Source organism: Streptomyces adelaidensis, from assembly GCF_016598475.1.
In the GTDB taxonomy this organism is placed as follows: domain Bacteria; phylum Actinomycetota; class Actinomycetes; order Streptomycetales; family Streptomycetaceae; genus Streptomyces; species Streptomyces adelaidensis.
In genome coordinates, this window is sequence record NZ_JAEMUX010000077.1 from 1 (window position 1) to 17,341 (window position 17,341).

Sequence of the window (17,341 nt, forward strand, 5' to 3'; positions counted from 1 at the left end):
CTCCTTCTCCTTCTCCTTCTCCTTCTCCTTCTCCTTCTTTTCATTTTCCTCCTCGAATTCAATTCGAGCATTGTGAAGGAATTGGCGTCCGTTCTGCGCGCTTTCTTCACGATCATATTGCGCGGAATACAGCCGATGTCGACCGTTCTCACGGGAGGGTCACCCCCCGAAGAGAGGTAGGCAACAAACGGTTAACAGACGCGTATTCGCATGGAATCCGCTTGCCACTCCACTGGTCCGCATTCACCGACCGGATTGACCGGACCATGCCAGGAGTGATCATGCCTGTGTCGCGCAGGGTGGAGTGGCCCAGGGACCACCGTGACGAACTGGTCGCGGGAGCGCTCGTCGGGGCCGTGGTGATCGTGCTCGGCTACGCGTCGGGCATCGGAGTCTCCTCCGCCGCCGGCCCGGGGGAGGCCGCCGCTCCCCCGGCATCGCCCCCTGCCGCGACGGCGCCCCCGGACCCCACGCCCACGCCCGCGCCGCGGAGTCCGATGGACCAGATGCCGGTGGACAACGGGCAGTTGCCCGTGTCCGACGGCGGCGGCGATACGCACACCGGGCACGAGGGCGACGACGCGGGGCACTCGGGGGACGAGGCCGGGCACGAGCACGGCACCTCCCCCACCGTCTCCCCGTCGCCCTCGCCGTCGGAGTCCGCGCCCGGGGACGAGCCCGGAGGCGAACCCGGGGACCGGCCGGGGGACGGCACCGACGACGGCGGCTGCGCGGACGGCGAGGTGCGGCTCGTGACGCCGCTCCTGAACGGGATCACCCAGCCGCTGTTCGGCGTTCTCGACGGCGCCGGCGCGACGGCCGAACTCCACCCCTCGCCGTCACCTTCGTCTTCCCCCTCGTCCTCGTCCTCGCCCTGTGTCGGACTCGTCCCGCTCACCGACCTGCTGGGGATCGCCGGGACGTCCGGAATCTCCGTCTCACCGCTGCCGGAGGCCACACCGTGACCGGCCGCCGCCACAGAGGTCGTCCGCGACTGGGCGCCGTCCTGCTGCTTCTCCTCGCACCGCTGCTCTACGGCCTGGCCGGTGCCACGCCCGCCGCCGCCCACGCCGAGCTCGTCAGCTCGGCGCCCGAGGACGGTGCCGAACTCGGCAAGGCGCCCGGCCATCTCACCCTCGTGTTCGACGAGGCCGTCGACCTCGGCGACGTACGCGTGCTGACCATGGACGGCGACCGGCTGCCCGTGACCCGGGCGCCGGGTGGGGGCGCCGAGACCGTACGGGCCGCCCTCGGTGATCCCGCCGGGCACGAAGTCGCCGTCATGTGGTCCGTCGTCGACGAGGAGGACGGACACGCCTCCTCCGGCCGGATCGCCTTCGGTGTGGGTGCGACCGCGCCGACGGCCGGCCAGGACCGCGGCGACGAGGCCGCCTCCGCACCGTCCCCCTCGCCCCTGGTGCGCAAGGGCCTCGTCGCCGCTCGGTGGACCGGATACGTGTCGCTGGCGCTCTTCGTCGGCGGGCTCGGTTTCGTCGCGCTGCTGTGGCCGGGCGGCGCACACGAGCCGCGGGCCCGCGCGCTGCTCGGACTGGCGTGGACCGGCGGGCTGCTCTCGACCGTCGCGGGGCTCGGACTCCAGGGCGCGTACGGGAGGTTCGGCGGTCTGCGGGACGCGCTGCGGCCCGAGACGTTCGCCGATGTGCTGGCCACCCGGCCCGGCATCGTGCTCGCGGCCCGCGCGCTGGTGTGGGTGCTCGCCGCCGTCGTGCTGGCCGGGCTGTTGCAGGGCGGTGCGCGCACGGCACGCTCGCCCGGCTGGTGTGTGGGTGCCCTCGCCGTCACGCTCGGGCTGCTGCGGACGACCGGTATGACGGGGCACAACGCCGAGGGCGGCGAGCCCACGTGGGGCGCCGTCGCCGATCTGGTCCATCTGCTGGGCGCCTCGCTGTGGGTGGGCGGGCTCGTCATGCTCACGGTGGCGGTGCTGCCGCGCCGCGAGCCCGGTGAGCTGGCGGCGGTGGTGCCCGGGTACTCGAGGCTCGCCGCCGCGAGCGTGGCCGCCGTCGCCGCCGCCGGGCTGATGCTCGCCTGGCAGGTCGTGGGGTCGTACGACGCGCTGCTGCACACCTCGTACGGGCAGCTGCTGTTGCTGAAGACCGGTGTCCTCGCCGTGGTGCTGGTGGCGGCGCAGTGCAGCCGTCAGTGGGTGCGCACCCGGCTCGATCTCGCCGTGCTGCTGCGCGGCGACGCCGCCTCCGTGCGGCCCTTCGGTTACTCGGTCGCGGCGGAGGCGGGGCTCGTCCTCGTCGTCCTCGCTGTGACGAGTCTGCTGGTCACGGCCGATCCCGGCCGCTGACTCCCCCGAAAGACAAAGGAGTTGTTGTGGAAAGCACCAAGGAGCCCGGCGAGCGGGAGTTGCGTCGCAAGCCGCCCGCCGGGAACCGGGCCCTGCTCGTCGGCGGGCTCGGGGCGGCCATGGCCGCCGTACTGAGTCTGGGGCTGTTGCAGGCGGCCGCCGGCACCTCGGCGAGCGGTTCGGAGGTGACCACGGACGCGGCTCAGGCGCCCGCGGCCGCCGCCGAGGCGCGGCCCGCCGCTGCCGCCGCGCCGGACCATCAGGTCGACATCATGAACTACGAGTACGGGGACGGTGAGCAGCTCGTCGTCAAGGTCGGCGAGACGGTCCGGTGGACCAACCACGACAGCGCGCCCCACACGGTCACCACCACCAAGGCGCCGGCGGACTTCGACTCCGGCACGCTGCAGCAGGGCGACTCCTGGTCGTACACGTTCACCGAGGCCGGGACGTACGAGTACTACTGCGCGGTGCACCCGGACATGGTGGCGTCCGTGAAGGTCGTCGAGGAGGACAGCGGGTCGACGTCGACGGGCGGGTCCACCGGTGGCTCGACCGGCGGTTCCCCGGGCGGGACCACGGGAGGTTCGACAGGCGGTTCGACAGGCGGTTCGACAGGTGGGTCCACCGGCGGTACGACCGGTGGCACCTCCGGGGGTACGACGTCCGGCGGGTCCGGCGGGGGTTCGGACTCCGGTGGGTCGAGCACCGGCGGGGGCACCACCACCTCCGGTGGCACGAGCGGTGGCGGGGACGGTGACGACGGCGAGCAGTGCGCCAGTGTCCAGGACGTACTGCGGCCGATCCTGCGGCACCTCAACACCGCCCACCTGGAGCGCTCGCCGGGAGAGCAGGTGCAGGACGCGCTGGCGCTCGACTCGTACCTCAAGATGCACACGGTGTGGGTCGAGACGATCCTGGCGCCGGTCGTCGAGGGCGGCGGGGCGATCGCCGACGACACCCTCTCGACACTGTTGAACCACATCAACAAGGCGCACCTGGAGCAGTCGCTCGGGCAGCAGGTCACCGATCTGCTGAACGTCGACAGCTACGTGAAGATGCACACGGTCTGGGCCGGGCAACTCCTGGCCCCCACCGAGGACTTCCTCACGAACAGCTGCTGACGCGTCCCGCTGCGACGAAGGTGGGCGCCGGTCCGGCCGGGGCTCAGCCGGCCGGACCGGCGCCCACCCCCATTCTCCACATCCTCCCCACACCTCGGGAACCGCTTTCCAAGGAGATCCGGGATGACAACCGTCACCCTGCCCACCGTTCCCCCTCCCCCCGAGTCGCACGGCGGGACCGGCCCGCCGCCCCTGCCGCTGCCCGGCCGGTACGCCGTGGCGCCCGACCGCTCACTCGTCGAACTCACCGCCTGGTACGGCCCGCTGGCGACCGGCCGCCACCGCGTCACCCTCACCGGGGCGTCGCTGACCGTGCCGGACGGCTCCGAACAGCAACAGCCCGAGTTCCGGTTCGAGTTCACCGGGAGGGCCGGAGCGCGGTCCGTACTCGTCTCCGAGCAGGTCGACTCCTTCGACGGCGGGCGCCGGCTGCGGCTCCTCGCCGACCTCGAAGTGCGCGGGGTCGCCTTCCCGGCGCTGCTGTGGCTGCGGGTGGTCGAGCGTGCCGACGACCGGCTGCTCGTCGTCGGCACCGCCCGGCTGCCGTACCGGCTGCTGCGCCGGGCCACCGGGTTCCGTTTCGGGCGGCCGCGCCCGGCGACGCGGCTGCGGCTGCTGGTCGCCGCGGAGTTCGCGTGAGGGCGGCCCCGGGTGCCGTACGCGCCGCAGTGATCCTCTCCTCCGCGCTGTTCTCGCTGTTCTCGCTGTTCGTGGCACCGGAGCGGGCGGCGGCGGCCTCGTACCGCGTGACCATGAAGGGGTACGCCTACTCGCCGGGCACCCTCACTGTCGATGTCGGCTCCACCGTGACCTGGACCAACCAGGACACGGCACCGCACGACGTGAAGACCACCTCGGGCCCGGCCTCGATCCACTCCCCCCTGTTGGACAAGGGCCAGAGCTGGAGCTTCACCTTCACCGTGGCCGGTACGTACGGCTACTACTGCACCGTCCACCCGGACATGACCGCCCCGATCGTGGTCCGTGCGCCGGCGCCCGCGACCTCGGCGGCGCCCACCGCGCACGACCACTCGGGGACCTCGGGCGGGCATCAGGAGACGGTGCCGAGCCGGGCCGCGACGACGCCGGCACCGCGGACGAGCGACCGGACACGGGCGCGCGCGACTCCGTCGTCGGCCCCGCCGGCCACCACGGCCGGGGCGTCCACGCCACCCGCCGCGGCCATGGACCCCGCGCCCGCCACCACCGCGCCACAGACCCAGGCGACAACCACGTCGGCGGCCCGCCCCCTGGACCCGCTGCTCGTGCTGGCCGGGCTGATCGCGGGGGTCGCCGTCCTGTGTCTGCTGCTGGTCGGCTCACGGGCGGCGGCCGCGCGGGAGGGGGAGGGAGAGGGGGAGGGGGAGGGGGAGGGGGACTAGGCGGGCCGGGCCCGGTACCTGCGCATCTTGGCGCGCGCTCCGCAGACCGACATCGAGCACCAGCGACCGCGGCCGGCCGGGCTGCGGTCGTAGTAGGCCCAGTGGCAGTCGGGCGCCTCGCAGGCCTTGAGGCGCTGCCAGGTACCGGCGGTGAGCCCCTCGGTGACGGCCGCGGCCACGCGGGAGGCGAGCGGGGCCGGGTCGGCGGCCGGGCGCAGGGCCGCGGAGCCGTCCTCGGCGGAGATGGCGACGACGAGCGGCGCGGCGGCCAGGAGTTCACCCAGCGGGGTCACCGGGCGGTGCGGGCGGTGGCCCGCATGGGCCAGCAGCACCGCGCGCAGGGACTCGCGCAGCTCTCGTACGGCGTCCAGGTGCTCCCCCGCCGCGAGGCCGAGGCACGCCCGCGCCTCCGGGGTGTCCAGGGTGTCGGCTCCCGTCTCGATGTCCAGCGTGTTGACCAGGCTCTCGATCAGGGCCAGGTCGCCGGGTGCGGGGGCTCTCTCGCTCATGATGGCGACGTTACTTCTTATGGTGGTGCATGGGGTAACCGTTACTGGTTATGCTGCTCTAGAGGTAACCGAGGTTACGAGAGCACGTCACGAGAAAAAACGAGCAAGGAGAAGGCCATGGCCATCGCCAAGCTGGACGTCGTCGTTCTGGACTGCCCCGATCCGCTCGCGCTCGCCGGGTTCTACGCCGAGGTGATCGGCGGGACGGTCAGCGCCGAGGAGGACTGGGTGGACCTGAAGGTGCCGGGTGGGGGCGCGTCGCTGGCGTTCCAGGCCGCACCTGGGTTCGTTCCGCCGCAGTGGCCCTCGCCCGAGCACTCCCAGCAGTTCCATCTGGACCTCACGGTGGGTGATCTGGACGCGGCGGAGAAGGAGGTGCTGGCGTTGGGGGCGCGGGTGCTGGACGCGGAGGATCGCTCTCGAAGCTTCCGGGTGTACGCGGATCCGGCGGGGCATCCGTTCTGTCTGTGTGCGGGTTGAGTACGCGGTAGGGGTAGGGGCGCGGGGTGGCGGGGTCGCGGCCGCGGGCTGTTCGCGTGGCTTGTCGCGCGGTTCCCCCGGCCCCTTTGGGGCACGGGGGTGCGGGCCGGTGGTCAGCCGTCCAGCTCTTCTATCCTCGCCGTCGAGGCCTCCCTGCGGTCCCTCGCCGCTCTGGCGGCGAAGTCGGCGGTGCGTAGGACTCGTTGGACGTTTCCCCAGGTCAGCAGTGCGAGGTCGTCCTCGGACCAGCCCCGGTCCATGAGTTCGGCGATGAGGCGGGGGTAGCAGGAGGCGTCGGCGAGGTCCTGGGGGTGGGCGGCGCCGGAGTCGTAGGTGCCGGAGAGGCCGACGCACTCGGGACCGGCGATCGCGCGGACGTGTTCGAGGTGGTCGGCGACGTCGCGGACGGACGGGCCGGTCTGCTCGGAGGTGAGCGGCACCATGCACAGGCCGTGGGCCTCGCCCAGGGCGGCGAGGAGGTCGTCGCAGAGGTTGGCCGGGTGGGGGCGCAGGGCGGCGGCCGCCGAGCGGGTGCACAGGACGGGGGCGCGGGAGACCGCGATGGTCCGGCGGACGGTCGGCTCGGAGGCGCCGGAGAGGTCGGCGAGGACGCCGACGCGGTTCATCTCGCGGACCACCTCCTCGCCGAACCTGGTCAGCCCGGCCTCGCCGGCCCAGGACACGCCGGCGAGGGTGAGGGCCTTCAGGCCGAGCGCGTCCAGGGCGCGCAGGATGCCGAGGGAGTCGCCGATCGCCGGGGCTCCGGCGGGCCCGAGCAGGATGGCGACCCGGCCGCAGTTGCGGGCGTCGGTGGTCTCCCCCGCGCTGTGCGCCAGCCGCAGACCCTCGGGGTGCGCGTGGACGACCGTCCGGACCAGGTCCAGCTGCTCCAGGGTGGCACCGACGGCCCGTTCGCCCGTCAGGCCCTCCGGCAGGTGCAGCGACCAGAGCAGCGCGCTGATGTGACCCTTGCGCATCCGCGGCACATCGGTGTCCACCCCGGCCTCGCCCAACTCCAGGTCGTACCAGGGCAGATGACGCAACACTCCCGGCAGCCCGCTGTAGCCGTCGGCGACGGGGTGCGCGGCGAGGAAGGCGTGCGCCTCGGCCAGCTCCAACGGAGGGTCGGTGCCCTCGGCCGCGGACGACTCGGTTCCGGCAGCACGGCCGGCCATCGGCTCGGCCATCGGCGTCCCGGGGGCACGCGCGTGGGAGGCCACCCGCTCGGTCTCCGAAGCACGGGCGCCGGCGGCCACCCGCTCGGCCGCCGGAGCACGGTCGCCGGAAGCTATCGGATCGGCCACCGGCGGCCGGTGCCCCGGCTTCGGCTTGCGCTTCGTACGGGTGGTGGGGGGCGTGTCGAGTTCGCCGGCCTCCCCTGCCGCTTGCAGTTCGTCCTGCAGATCTGCCATGGCGGACCTCCGTAGCCGTTCGGTGAACGCAGTACTGTCACCGTGGCACGGGGGCCGCCCGCCTTCCTGGTGGGTGGCGCGTTCGGGGTACCGCCGTCTCGGACAGGCCCTACGCCACCCGGGTGTCACCCGTCCAGCTGCTCCAGGGTCGCGTTCGACGGGCCCGTACGGGCCTGGAGGTCGCGGGCCACGTCCTCCGCCGCGCCCAGCGCGCGTACCGCGTTCTGCCAGGTCAGCTTGGCCAGGTCGGTTCTGGACCAGCCGCGGTCGAGGAGTTCGGCGATGAGGTTCGGGTAGCTGGAGACGTCGCCCAGGCCGTCCGGGGTGAAGGCCGTGCCGTCGTAGTCGCCGCCGATGCCGAGGTGGTCGATGCCGGCGACCTCGCGCATGTGGTCGAGGTGGTCCGCGACCGTGGACACCGTGGCGACCGGGCGGGGGTTGCGCTCCTCGAAGGCACGGTGGACCCCCATCGCCTCGGGGGTGGTGTCGAGGTGGTGGAGGCCGTGGGCGCGCATGTTCTCGTCGGCGGCGGCCGTCCAGTCGACGGCGGCCTGGAGGACGAACTTCGGCACGAACGTCACCATCGCCACGCCTCCGTTGGCCGGGAGGCGTTCCAGGACGTCGTCCGGGATGTTGCGGGGGTGGTCGCAGACGGCCCGCGACGACGAGTGGGAGAAGATCACCGGGGCCGTGGAGGCGTCGAGCGCGTCGCGCATCGTCGTCGCGGCCACATGGGAGAGGTCGACGAGCATGCCCTCCCGGTTCATCTCCCGTACGACGGCGCGGCCGAAGGCCGACAGGCCGCCGACCGCCGGGTCGTCGGTCGCGGAGTCCGCCCAGGCGATGTTGTCGTTGTGGGTGAGCGTCATGTAGCGGACGCCGAGCGCGTACAACGCCCGCAGGGTGGCGAGGGAGTTGTCGATGGAGTGGCCGCCCTCGGCGCCCATCAGCGACGCGACGCGGCCCTCGGCGCGGGCCGCCTCCATGTCGGCGGCGGTCCACGCGGCCCGCAGCTCGGCCGGGTAACGGTCGATCAACTGCCGTACGCAGTCGATCTGTTCGAGGGTGGCGGGGACGGCGCCCGGCCGGGACGCGGCGTCCGAGGGCACGTACACCGACCAGAACTGCGCGCCGACGCCGCCCGCGCGCAGCCGCGCCAGGTCGGTGTGCAGATAGGCGCTCTGGTCGGTGGCGATGTCCCGGGCGTCGAGGTCGTAGCGGACCTGTTCACGCAGCGCCCAGGGCAGGTCGTTGTGCCCGTCCGCGACCGGGAACTCCCGCAGCAGTTCCCGGGCCTCCTTCAGAAAGGTCATGCCGGTCTCCCCCGTTTTGGCCGTCATCCATCCGGTCACTTCCCGAAGCCGAAGCCGTTGCCCGGGCTCTCGGCCTTGGCGCGCAGCCGCTTGCCCTTCTCGGCGGCCTGGTCGTTCAGCTCCTGCTGGAACTCCCGCATCCGGCCGAGGAGTTCCTCGTCCCCCGTGGCCAGGATGCGCGCGGCCAGCAGGCCGGCGTTACGGGCCCCGGCGACCGAGACGGTCGCGACCGGCACCCCGGCGGGCATCTGCACGATCGACAGCAGCGAGTCCATGCCGTCCAGGTACTTCAGCGGCACGGGGACCCCGATGACCGGCAGCGGGGTCACGGACGCGAGCATGCCCGGCAGATGCGCGGCGCCGCCCGCCCCCGCGATGATCACCTTGATGCCCCGGCCCGCGGCCTCCTCGCCGTACGCGATCATCTCGCGCGGCATCCGGTGCGCCGAGACGACGTCGACCTCGTACTCGATATCGAACTCGTCGAGGGCCGCCGCGGCGGCCTCCATGACGGGCCAGTCGGAGTCCGACCCCATGACAATGCCTACGACGGGGCTCATTCGGTGATCGTGCCTCTCAGGTATCCGGCGGCGTGACGGGCGCGTTCCAGCACGTCGTCCAGGTCGTCGCCGTAGGTGTTGACGTGGCCGACCTTGCGGCCGGGCTTCACGTCCTTGCCGTACATGTGGATCTTGAGCTGGGGGTCGCGGGCCATGCAGTGCAGATACGCGGAGTACATGTCCGGGTAGTCGCCGCCGAGGACGTTGACCATGACCGTCCACCTGGCGCGCGGGCGCGGGTCGCCGAGCGGGAGGTCGAGGACGGCCCGTACGTGGTTGGCGAACTGGGAGGTGATCGCGCCGTCCTGGGTCCAGTGGCCCGAGTTGTGCGGGCGCATCGCCAGCTCGTTGACGAGGATGCGGCCGTCGCGGGTCTGGAACAGCTCGACGGCGAGGTGGCCGACGACGTCCAGTTCCTTGGCGATGGTCAGGGCCAGCTCCTCGGCCTTGAGGGCGAGGGACGCGTCGAGGTCGGGGGCGGGCGCGACGACCGTGTCGCACACGCCGTTCACCTGCCGCGACTCCACCGCCGGGTACGCCACGGCCTGGCCGTGCGGCGACCGTACGACGTTCGCGGCCAGCTCCCGCAGGAAGTCGACCTTCTCCTCGGCGAGGACCGGGACCCCGGCGCGGAAGGGCTCGGCGGCCTCCTCGACCGACCGGACGACCCACACTCCCTTGCCGTCGTAGCCGCCGCGGACGGTCTTGAGGATGACCGGAAATCCCCCACTCCCGGCTTCGCCCGAGCGGGAGGTGCCCCCACCGCCCTCGGCGGCGAAAGCGGCCACGTCGTCGGGGTCCGCGACGATCCGGTGCCGTGGGCACGGGACGCCGATCGCGTCGAGCTTGGCCCGCATCACGCCCTTGTCCTGGGCGTACTGGAGGGCGTCGGGCCCCGGGCGGACGGGGATGCCGTCCGCCACCAGAGCCCGTAGATGCTCGCCTGGTACGTGTTCGTGATCGAAGGTGATCACGTCGCAGCCCTGGGCGAACGCGCGCAGCGTGTCGAGGTCGCGGTAGTCGCCGACGACGACATCACCGGCGACCTGCGCCGCGGAATCCTGAGGGGTGTCACTGAGGAGCTTGAATCTGATGCCGAGCGGGATGCCCGCCTCGTGTGTCATACGAGCGAGCTGGCCACCGCCGACCATGCCGACTACCGGGAACGTCACGCCCCCAGAGTATCGGCCACGGAATCGGCCACTCCCGGCCGTCCGATTTCCGTACCCTTTTCCCCCTGGGTCTCGCCTGTGAGCTTCTCCACAGGCATTGCCAAGGGGTGCTGGTTAGCATGGCTGGACCAGTGGTTTTCGACCGAAGATCAATCCGACCGATCAATGACCGATCAATCCGACAGATCAATCCGACAGATCAACGACGGGGGCCACACGATGGGAAACACCACCTCGGGGCCTCGCACGAAGCCTCGCGGCGCCCTGCGCAGGCGGGTCGACCTCCTTGGTCGTGAGGTCGCCAAGTTCGGTGCGGTGGGTGGTGCGGGGCTGCTGGTGAACCTCGCCGTGTTCAACCTGATGCGGCACACCACCGATCTCCAGGTCGTCCGGGCCAGCGTCATCGCCACGGTCGTCGCGATCGTTTTCAACTACGTCGGCTTCCGTTACTTCACGTACCGGGACCGCGACAAGAGCGGCCGCACCAGGGAGCTGAGCCTCTTCCTGCTGTTCAGCGCGGTCGGGCTCGTCATCGAGAACGGTGTTCTGTACACCGCGACGTACGGTTTCGGCTGGGACAGCCCGCTGCAGAGCAATGTGTTCAAGTTCTTCGGCATCGGGGTCGCGACGCTCTTCCGCTTCTGGTCGTACCGGACGTGGGTGTTCCGTACGTTGCCCGCGCGGGCTGCGGTGGCTCGTGCGGAATCGTTCCTGGAGGCGGGGGCCGCGCAGGCGCCCGCGCTTTCGGGGCGCCGTGGGTCCGAGCGGTAGTTCGTCGGCTTTCGGCCCGGTGGGGGCTGGTCGCGCAGTTCCCCGCGCCCCTCGAAGCATGGGGCTCGCTTGGCGCTTTCAAGGGGCGCGGGGAACTGCGCGAGCAACCACGACGAACCCGCGGCCGCGTCTACCGAACCAGCGGGTCGTCTCCCCCTGACGGCGTCCTCACCGGCGTACGCGACAGGAACAACCCGAACACCGGCGGCTGCGCCTGGAGCATCTCCAGGCGGCCGCCGTCCGCCTCGGCGAGGTCGCGGGCGACGGCGAGGCCGATGCCCGTGGAGTTGCGGCCGCTGATGGCCCGCTCGAAGATGCGGGCGCCGAGGTCGGCGGGGACGCCTGGGCCCTCGTCCGTGACCTCGATCACCGCCTGGTTCCCGGTGACACGGGTGCGCAACGCCACCGTGCCGCCGCCGTGCATGAGCGAGTTCTCGATCAGCGCGGCCAGCACCTGGGCGACCGCGCCGGGCGTGCCCACGGCCTGGAGGTGCCGTTTGCCCGAGCTGACGACGGCCCGACCGGCGCTGCGGTAGGCGGGCCGCCACTCCTCCAGCTGCTGCTTGATGACCTCGTCGAGCTCGAAGGAGACGGCGGAGCCGTTGCGGGGGTCGCGGGAGTTGGTGAGGAGCCGTTCCACGACGTCCGTGAGGCGTTCGACCTGGGTGAGCGCGATGTGCGCCTCCTCCTTCACCGTGGCCGGGTCGTCGGTGAGGGTGATCTCCTCCAGCCGCATCGACAACGCCGTCAGCGGCGTACGCAGCTGGTGGGAGGCGTCCGCGGCGAGGCGCCGCTCGGCGGTCAGCATGCGGCCGATCCGCTCGGCGGAGGAGTCCAGCACGTCCGCGACCCGGTCCAGCTCCGGGACCCCGTACCTCTTGTGGCGGGGGCGCGGGTCGCCGGAGCCGAGCCGTTCGGCGGTCTCGGCGAGGTCGGTCAGCGGGGAGGCGAGGCGGTTGGCCTGGCGTACGGCGAGGAGGACGGCGGCGATGACGGCGAGCAGGGCGACCGCCGCGATGATCAGCAGCGTACGGCCGACCTCCCGGCTGACCGCCGAGCGGGACTCCTCCACCGTGACGATCTCGTCCTTCTCGCCCTTGCTCTCATGGCGGATGACGTCGCCGACCGGCTTCTGACCGATCTCGATGGTGTTCTGGCCGGGGATCTCGATACGGGCGTAGCGATCGTCGCCCACCTGGTCCCTGAGGACCTGCGCGGTGATCCGCTCGTCGCCGATGATCCGGCTGTCCACGATGCTCGTCAGCTGCACCGCCTCGGACTCCACGCGTTCCTGGGCGCTGTTGCTGATCGTGCGGGTCTCGACGATGACGAGGGATACGCCGAAGACCGCGATGACGACGAGGACGACGGCGAGGGTGGACTGGATGAGACGGCGACGCACGGTTGCCCTCCGGGCGGGCGGGGTCTTCTACGTGGACAAGTGTGCCCCTGTTCGGACAGCACCCGGCGCCAGGGCCGGCCGGATCGGTCGGACCGGCCGGGGGCCGGAGACGCTTACCGGCGCTGGGCGTGGCAGGGTTGCGGGCCGACAGGGTGCCGCTGCGCCCGCTCTCCCCCATCGCGCCCAGCGGCACGACTGCCCGCGGCCGCCGCACAGCACGCCCCGGAGCGATTGGGCGTCCGGGCCGCACCCACGGGCTTCAGTTCTTCTCGAAGCGGAAACCGACGCCCCGTACCGTCGCGATGTACCGCGGGTTCGCCGCGTCGTCGCCGAGCTTCTTGCGGAGCCAGGAGATGTGCATGTCCAGCGTCTTCGTCGACGACCACCACGTCGTGTCCCAGACCTCGCGCATCAGCTGGTCACGGGTGACGACCCGCCCCGCGTCGCGCACGAGCACCCGCAGGAGGTCGAACTCCTTCGCGGTGAGCTGGAGTTCCTCGTCGCCCATCCAGGCGCGGTGGGACTCGACGTCGATGCGGACGCCGTGCGTGGCGGGCGGCTGCTGGGGCTCGGTGGAGCCGCGCCGGAGCAGGGCCCGGACCCGGGCCAGCAGCTCGGCGAGCCGGAAGGGCTTGGTGACGTAGTCGTCGGCGCCCGCGTCGAGGCCGACGACGGTGTCCACCTCGTCGGCGCGCGCGGTCAGGATGAGGATCGGCACGGTGTGGCCCTCGGCACGCAGCCGGCGGGCCACCTCCAGGCCGTCCATCCCGGGCAGCCCCAGGTCCAGGACGACCAGGTCGACGCCACCCTGCATTCCGGCGTCCAGCGCGGTGGGGCCGTCCTCGCGGACCTCCACCTCGTAACCCTCCCGGCGCAGTGCGCGAGCAAGCGGCTCCGAGATGGACGCGTCGTCCTCGGCGAGCAGTACACGGGTCATGGGGTGATGGTAGTCCGCCGAGAACCGCAGGTGGAGGGTGATCGGCAAGGGGGATTCACACCTTCGTCCAACCACCCCCTTACCTCCACCGGGCATGATCGACTTTCGAGGGCGATTCGTCCCGCCCCGGTGCGGATCAGCGGCGCCATGACACCTCGTGACACCGCGCCTTCACCGGTCGCAACCTGCACCCCCGAGATGTGATTACCTAATTGACCTTCGAATATACGATCACAGTCCCCTTCTTACCTGTGATCCGCATCTCAAGCCCTTCCGTTTCCCTCAGTCTCCTGACGTATGGTGACGGAACGCCTGTAACAACATGTGGGGACCTTTAGCTGCACATATCGCTGAAGGTCTCTTTTATGTACGGAATGACCTGCGGCCAGCCCCGAACGTGTGTGACGCAAGAAGTGTCGACGCGCGTAGCGGAGCGTGGACCCCGGCCGGCCCCTCCACCCGGGCGCGCACCCCCACGTGCCCGTCCCGACCTGACCCCACCTGCAAGGAACCACCATGGCGTCCAGCCTGACGAAGGACTCGGCCGGCCGGGAAACCCCCGGCTCCGAGGGCACCTTCTTCGGCCACCCCCGCGGCCTGGCCACTCTCTTCATGACCGAGATGTGGGAGAGGTTCTCCTACTACGGCATGAAGGCTCTCCTCCCTCTGTACCTGGTGGCCCCGAGCGGCCTGAACCTCGGTGCGGCGACCGCGATCACCATCGGCTCGGTGTACGCGTCGCTGGTGTACCTGCTCACCCTCCCCGGCGGATGGGTCGCGGACCGCTTCCTCGGGCCCCGTAAGACGGTCGCCCTCGCGGGTCTCGTCATCATGCTGGGCCACCTGACCCTGGCCCTGCCGTCGGCCGGCACCTTCTACGTCGGCCTCGCCCTCGTCGCCGTCGGCTCGGGTCTGCTGAAGGCCAACATCTCGACGATGGTCGGCCACCTCTACGACGGCCCGAACGACCCGCGCCGCGACGGCGGCTTCACCGTCTTCTACATCGGCATCAACGCGGGCGCCTTCGCCGCGCCGCTGGCCATCGGCACCGTCGGCGAGAAGGTGAACTGGCATCTCGGCTTCGCGCTGGCCGCACTCGGCATGGCGGTGGGTCTGGCGCAGTTCCTGATCGGCAGCCGTCACCTGAGCGAGCGCAGCGAGGTCGTCCCGACGCCGATGCCGGCCGAGGAGAAGTCGGCCGTCCTGCGCAAGGGCCTGCTGTGGCTGGCCGTCCCCGTGGTCTTCTACGGCGTCGTCGGGATCTCCGGCCACTACACGCTCAACTGGGTGATCATCCCGCTCACCGTCATCGGCCTGGTCATCCCGGTGTGGGTCATCGCCCGCATAAAGCGCGACCGTGACCTCGACCCCGCCGAACAGTCCAAGATGTCGGCGTTCATCTGGTTCTTCGTCGCCGCGGCGGTCTTCTGGATGATCTACGACCAGGGGTCCTCGACGCTGGCGATCTTCGCCGACGGCTCGGCCGACAACAGCGTGCTCGGCTGGGAGTTCCCGGTCTCCTGGTACCAGTCCCTCAACCCGGTCATGATCATGGCGGCCGCGCCCGTCTTCGCCTGGCTGTGGGTGTGGCTGAACCGGCGCGGCCAGGAGCCGAGCACGATCGCCAAGTTCTCCGTCGCGCTGCTGCTGATCGGTGCGTCCTTCTTCCTCTTCCTGGCCCCCCTGGCGATCGCCGAGGACGGCCGGCAGGCCGCCGCGATGTGGATCGTCGCGATCTACTTCGTCCAGACCCTCGGCGAACTGACGCTCTCCCCGGTCGGCCTGTCCGTCACCACGAAGATGGCCCCCGCGAAGTACGCCTCCCAGATGATGGGCGTCTGGTTCCTCGCCGTCACCGCGGGCGACTCCATCACCGCCCTCCTCTCCAACCCCGCCATCGCCGGCGTCAACCTCGACCGAGGTGGCTTCGTCGCCGTCGAAGCCACCCTGGCGGCCATCGCCGGCATCGCGCTGTTCATCTACCGCGGGAAGGTCAAGCACTTGATGGGGAACATCCACTGACACCTGGCGACTTCGGCGACGACGTCCAGGGGGCCTGCCGGCTTTTGCGCAAGGCCATGAAGTTATGGGCTGATGGGGCTTGTCGAGAGGATGTCGATGCTGATGGTGGCTTTGTAGCTGCGTCGGTCGACGCGCAGGCTCTTGTAGGCGTAGCGGGACAGTGGGCGTTTGACGGCGCGGGGGCTGACGCGCAGACGGCGGGCTGGCATGAGTTGGTCCAGGACTGCTCGCCCGATGGCGCCGACGAGGTCGATGACGGTGTCGGCGATCACGCCTGCGGCCTGGATGACCTGGTCGCGGGCGGTTTGCAGGGCGATGCTGAAGCTGGCCCGGTCGGGGTCCGCGCCGGGGAGGGCCGCGGTGGCGTCGGCGATCGCGATCCGGATCAGCTGGTAGGCGGTCAGCAGCGCGTAGACCTCCTGGGCAATACCGGCCATGGTCCGGGCGCGCAGGACCCGGCGTCCGAGCATGGATTTCTTGATCGCAAAGAAGGCTGATTCCACTTCCCACCGCTCGTGATACTGCTTGACCAGCTCGAATGCCGGATGGCGGCGGGCATCGAGCAGGGTGGTCGCCAGCCGGTAGACGCCGGTGTGTCGTCCGGCGGTGGTCGCGATGGTGATCTCGCACTCGATGACGCGGACCTCCAGCCGGCCGATCCGGGACAGGAACGAGCCGTCCTCGAAGCGGCGCAAGACCGGTGGCTTGCGGGTGGCGGACAGCCGGGCGAGGAACGCGGCACCGGTGCCGGCGACCGTTTCCAGGAAGGCGTTGGAGGACAAGCCGCGGTCCAGCAGGACGATCATGCCCTCGTGCAGGGAACGGGCCAGGCGCTTGCCGTGGGTGCTCTCGCCGCTGGTGCGCGGGCCGAAGACCGCGTCGATCACGGCCCGGGTGCCGCAGCAGACCAGGGCGACCAGGCAGATCTGCGGATAGCCCGAAGTGGCGTACTGGTTGGAGCCCTTGCCCAGCCGGGCCCGGGTGGCGGGATCGTCGGGGACGTCGAGGTAGGTGCCGTCGATCGCGACGACCAGCAGACCCGCCCAGCAGGCCCCGGCGGTGCGGATCGCGGACGCCGGCCCGCGCAGCAGGTCGAACAGGGCCCGCATCGGGCGGACACCGAGCCGGGCACGGGCGTGCCACAGCGCCGTGGCGGTGACCTTCGGGACCGGCAGGCAGTGCAGTGCCGAGGTCAGCCTGGCCCACACGGCCGGATAGCCGCACTCCTCGAACAGAGCGGCGGCCAGGAGGAGGTAGACGACCACCCGGGCCGGGAGTTTCCGCAGCCGCTGCTGGACGGCCCCGCACTCGGCCAGGGCGGCGTCGACCATCTCGAACGGGACGATCTGCGTCAGCTCACCCAAGTGACCCGGAGCGAAAAGACCGTCGGCTACCGCGATCTCGCGGCTGATGACACACTGACCCGACAGCGGAGCCTCCGGTGCTGTGAACGGCTTGTCTTGGCGGACCAGCCAGTCCTACCGGGGCTCCGCTTCTCGCGTCCGGCGATCCTCCAGATCAGACCCCACTCGCAGCCACGGACCCGACCCTTAACTTCATGGCCTTGGGCTTTTGCGCGTGGGCCCGCCGGGGGCTGCCGGTTCCTGTGTGTGAGACCCGCCGGGGGCTGCCGGTTCCTGTGGCCCGCTGGGGGCTGCCTGCTCCGTGCGTGTGGCCCGCTGGGGCCTACCGGTCTGTATTGCGTGATGCCCGCTGACTCCGAGCGACTCCGATGGGGGGGGCCGCCTGCTGACGCCGGCCGACTCCGATGGGGGCCCTGGCACCAACGCAACGGGCTCCGAACATGACGGGGATGGCATACCTCACTCCAGGCTTGCCGGCCCTGTTGTACGTCACCCGCGAGCGGCCGGCAGGCACCTTGGCTCTGCGGGGGCCGTGCCGGGCGCGCACAGCGGAGAGCCACGGCCTACGGGTCGGGC

The 17,341-nt window shown here is 71.2% G+C and carries 16 protein-coding genes; 8 read left to right on the forward strand and 8 right to left on the reverse strand.

Annotated features, from left to right (window positions below; translation table 11 throughout):
• Positions 1–281: 281 nt before the first annotated feature.
• From I8N67_RS32200 to I8N67_RS32220, 5 genes are all read left to right on the forward strand, one after another.
• Entirely contained in the window at positions 282–965 is a 684-nt protein-coding gene (locus I8N67_RS32200; protein ID WP_200307785.1) for a hypothetical protein, read from the forward strand.
• Complete coding sequence (locus tag I8N67_RS32205) at positions 962–2,317, forward strand: copper resistance CopC/CopD family protein (protein ID WP_307835435.1); 1,356 nt, start codon at positions 962–964, stop codon at positions 2,315–2,317. The genes I8N67_RS32200 and I8N67_RS32205 overlap by 4 nt, the downstream gene beginning before the upstream one ends.
• A gap of 26 nt (positions 2,318–2,343) precedes the next feature.
• Positions 2,344–3,441: a cupredoxin domain-containing protein gene (locus tag I8N67_RS32210; protein ID WP_307835436.1), complete on the forward strand. Its 1,098-nt coding sequence runs from the start codon at positions 2,344–2,346 to the stop codon at positions 3,439–3,441.
• A gap of 123 nt (positions 3,442–3,564) precedes the next feature.
• A complete protein-coding gene (locus tag I8N67_RS32215) occupies positions 3,565–4,080 on the forward strand; it encodes a hypothetical protein (protein ID WP_200307786.1) in 516 nt (171 codons plus the stop codon).
• The gene (locus I8N67_RS32220) at positions 4,077–4,823 is read left to right on the forward strand and encodes a cupredoxin domain-containing protein (protein ID WP_307835437.1); all 747 of its coding nucleotides are present in this window, start codon (positions 4,077–4,079) and stop codon (positions 4,821–4,823) included. The genes I8N67_RS32215 and I8N67_RS32220 overlap by 4 nt, the downstream gene beginning before the upstream one ends.
• On the opposite strand, the gene I8N67_RS32225 is transcribed toward I8N67_RS32220, so the two are convergent.
• Positions 4,820–5,332: a CGNR zinc finger domain-containing protein gene (locus I8N67_RS32225; RefSeq protein ID WP_200307787.1), complete on the reverse strand. Its 513-nt coding sequence runs from the start codon at positions 5,330–5,332 to the stop codon at positions 4,820–4,822. The two genes, I8N67_RS32220 and I8N67_RS32225, sit on opposite strands and share 4 nt — an antisense overlap.
• 117 nt (positions 5,333–5,449) lie before the next feature.
• Here I8N67_RS32225 and I8N67_RS32230 point away from each other — a divergent pair, with 117 nt between their 5' ends.
• Entirely contained in the window at positions 5,450–5,812 is a 363-nt protein-coding gene (locus I8N67_RS32230; RefSeq protein WP_200307788.1) for a VOC family protein, read from the forward strand.
• A 113-nt stretch (positions 5,813–5,925) separates the two neighbouring features.
• Here I8N67_RS32230 and I8N67_RS32235 read toward each other — a convergent pair whose 3' ends face one another.
• The 4 genes from I8N67_RS32235 to I8N67_RS32250 form a co-directional block, all read right to left on the reverse strand.
• A complete protein-coding gene (locus tag I8N67_RS32235; RefSeq protein WP_372443850.1) occupies positions 5,926–7,224 on the reverse strand; it encodes a dipeptidase in 1,299 nt (432 codons plus the stop codon).
• 125 nt (positions 7,225–7,349) lie between these two features.
• On the reverse strand, positions 7,350–8,537 hold the full coding sequence (locus I8N67_RS32240; protein ID WP_372443851.1) for a dipeptidase: 1,188 nt from the start codon (positions 8,535–8,537) through the stop codon (positions 7,350–7,352).
• Positions 8,538–8,572: 35 nt separating this feature from the next.
• Positions 8,573–9,097: a 5-(carboxyamino)imidazole ribonucleotide mutase gene (gene purE / locus I8N67_RS32245; RefSeq protein WP_200307790.1), complete on the reverse strand. Its 525-nt coding sequence runs from the start codon at positions 9,095–9,097 to the stop codon at positions 8,573–8,575.
• On the reverse strand, positions 9,094–10,269 hold the full coding sequence (locus I8N67_RS32250; RefSeq protein ID WP_200307791.1) for a 5-(carboxyamino)imidazole ribonucleotide synthase: 1,176 nt from the start codon (positions 10,267–10,269) through the stop codon (positions 9,094–9,096). Before I8N67_RS32250 ends, purE begins: the two co-directional genes overlap by 4 nt.
• A gap of 219 nt (positions 10,270–10,488) precedes the next feature.
• On the opposite strand from I8N67_RS32250, the gene I8N67_RS32255 reads away from it, so the two are divergent.
• Positions 10,489–11,040: a GtrA family protein gene (locus I8N67_RS32255; RefSeq protein ID WP_200307792.1), complete on the forward strand. Its 552-nt coding sequence runs from the start codon at positions 10,489–10,491 to the stop codon at positions 11,038–11,040.
• A gap of 130 nt (positions 11,041–11,170) precedes the next feature.
• Here the strand turns inward: I8N67_RS32255 and I8N67_RS32260 are convergent, their stop codons facing one another.
• Entirely contained in the window at positions 11,171–12,442 is a 1,272-nt protein-coding gene (locus I8N67_RS32260) for a sensor histidine kinase (RefSeq protein ID WP_200307793.1), read from the reverse strand.
• A gap of 259 nt (positions 12,443–12,701) precedes the next feature.
• Complete coding sequence (locus tag I8N67_RS32265; protein ID WP_200307794.1) at positions 12,702–13,379, reverse strand: response regulator transcription factor; 678 nt, start codon at positions 13,377–13,379, stop codon at positions 12,702–12,704.
• Positions 13,380–13,895: 516 nt separating this feature from the next.
• Between I8N67_RS32265 and I8N67_RS32270 the strand changes: the two genes are divergently transcribed.
• The gene (locus tag I8N67_RS32270) at positions 13,896–15,401 is read left to right on the forward strand and encodes an oligopeptide:H+ symporter (protein ID WP_200307795.1); all 1,506 of its coding nucleotides are present in this window, start codon (positions 13,896–13,898) and stop codon (positions 15,399–15,401) included.
• Positions 15,402–15,463: 62 nt separating this feature from the next.
• Here I8N67_RS32270 and I8N67_RS32275 read toward each other — a convergent pair whose 3' ends face one another.
• Positions 15,464–16,765 carry an IS4 family transposase gene (locus I8N67_RS32275; RefSeq protein WP_234046644.1) on the reverse strand — a complete coding sequence of 434 codons (1,302 nt, stop codon included), beginning with the start codon at positions 16,763–16,765 and terminating at the stop codon, positions 15,464–15,466.
• Positions 16,766–17,341: the final 576 nt, after the last annotated feature.

What these genes read in the sequence shown, in the direction of transcription:
- I8N67_RS32200 (WP_200307785.1), top strand. Translation starts at nt 282, where the DNA reads ATGCCTGTGTCGCGCAGGGTGGAGTGGCCCAGGGACCACCGTGACGAA.
- I8N67_RS32215 (WP_200307786.1), top strand. Translation starts at nt 3,565, where the DNA reads ATGACAACCGTCACCCTGCCCACCGTTCCCCCTCCCCCCGAGTCGCAC.
- I8N67_RS32225 (WP_200307787.1), bottom strand. Translation starts at nt 5,332, where the DNA reads ATGAGCGAGAGAGCCCCCGCACCCGGCGACCTGGCCCTGATCGAGAGC.
- I8N67_RS32230 (WP_200307788.1), top strand. Translation starts at nt 5,450, where the DNA reads ATGGCCATCGCCAAGCTGGACGTCGTCGTTCTGGACTGCCCCGATCCG.
- I8N67_RS32235 (WP_372443850.1), bottom strand. Translation starts at nt 7,224, where the DNA reads ATGGCAGATCTGCAGGACGAACTGCAAGCGGCAGGGGAGGCCGGCGAA.
- I8N67_RS32240 (WP_372443851.1), bottom strand. Translation starts at nt 8,537, where the DNA reads ATGACCTTTCTGAAGGAGGCCCGGGAACTGCTGCGGGAGTTCCCGGTC.
- purE (WP_200307790.1), bottom strand. Translation starts at nt 9,097, where the DNA reads ATGAGCCCCGTCGTAGGCATTGTCATGGGGTCGGACTCCGACTGGCCC.
- I8N67_RS32255 (WP_200307792.1), top strand. Translation starts at nt 10,489, where the DNA reads ATGGGAAACACCACCTCGGGGCCTCGCACGAAGCCTCGCGGCGCCCTG.
- I8N67_RS32265 (WP_200307794.1), bottom strand. Translation starts at nt 13,379, where the DNA reads ATGACCCGTGTACTGCTCGCCGAGGACGACGCGTCCATCTCGGAGCCG.
- I8N67_RS32270 (WP_200307795.1), top strand. Translation starts at nt 13,896, where the DNA reads ATGGCGTCCAGCCTGACGAAGGACTCGGCCGGCCGGGAAACCCCCGGC.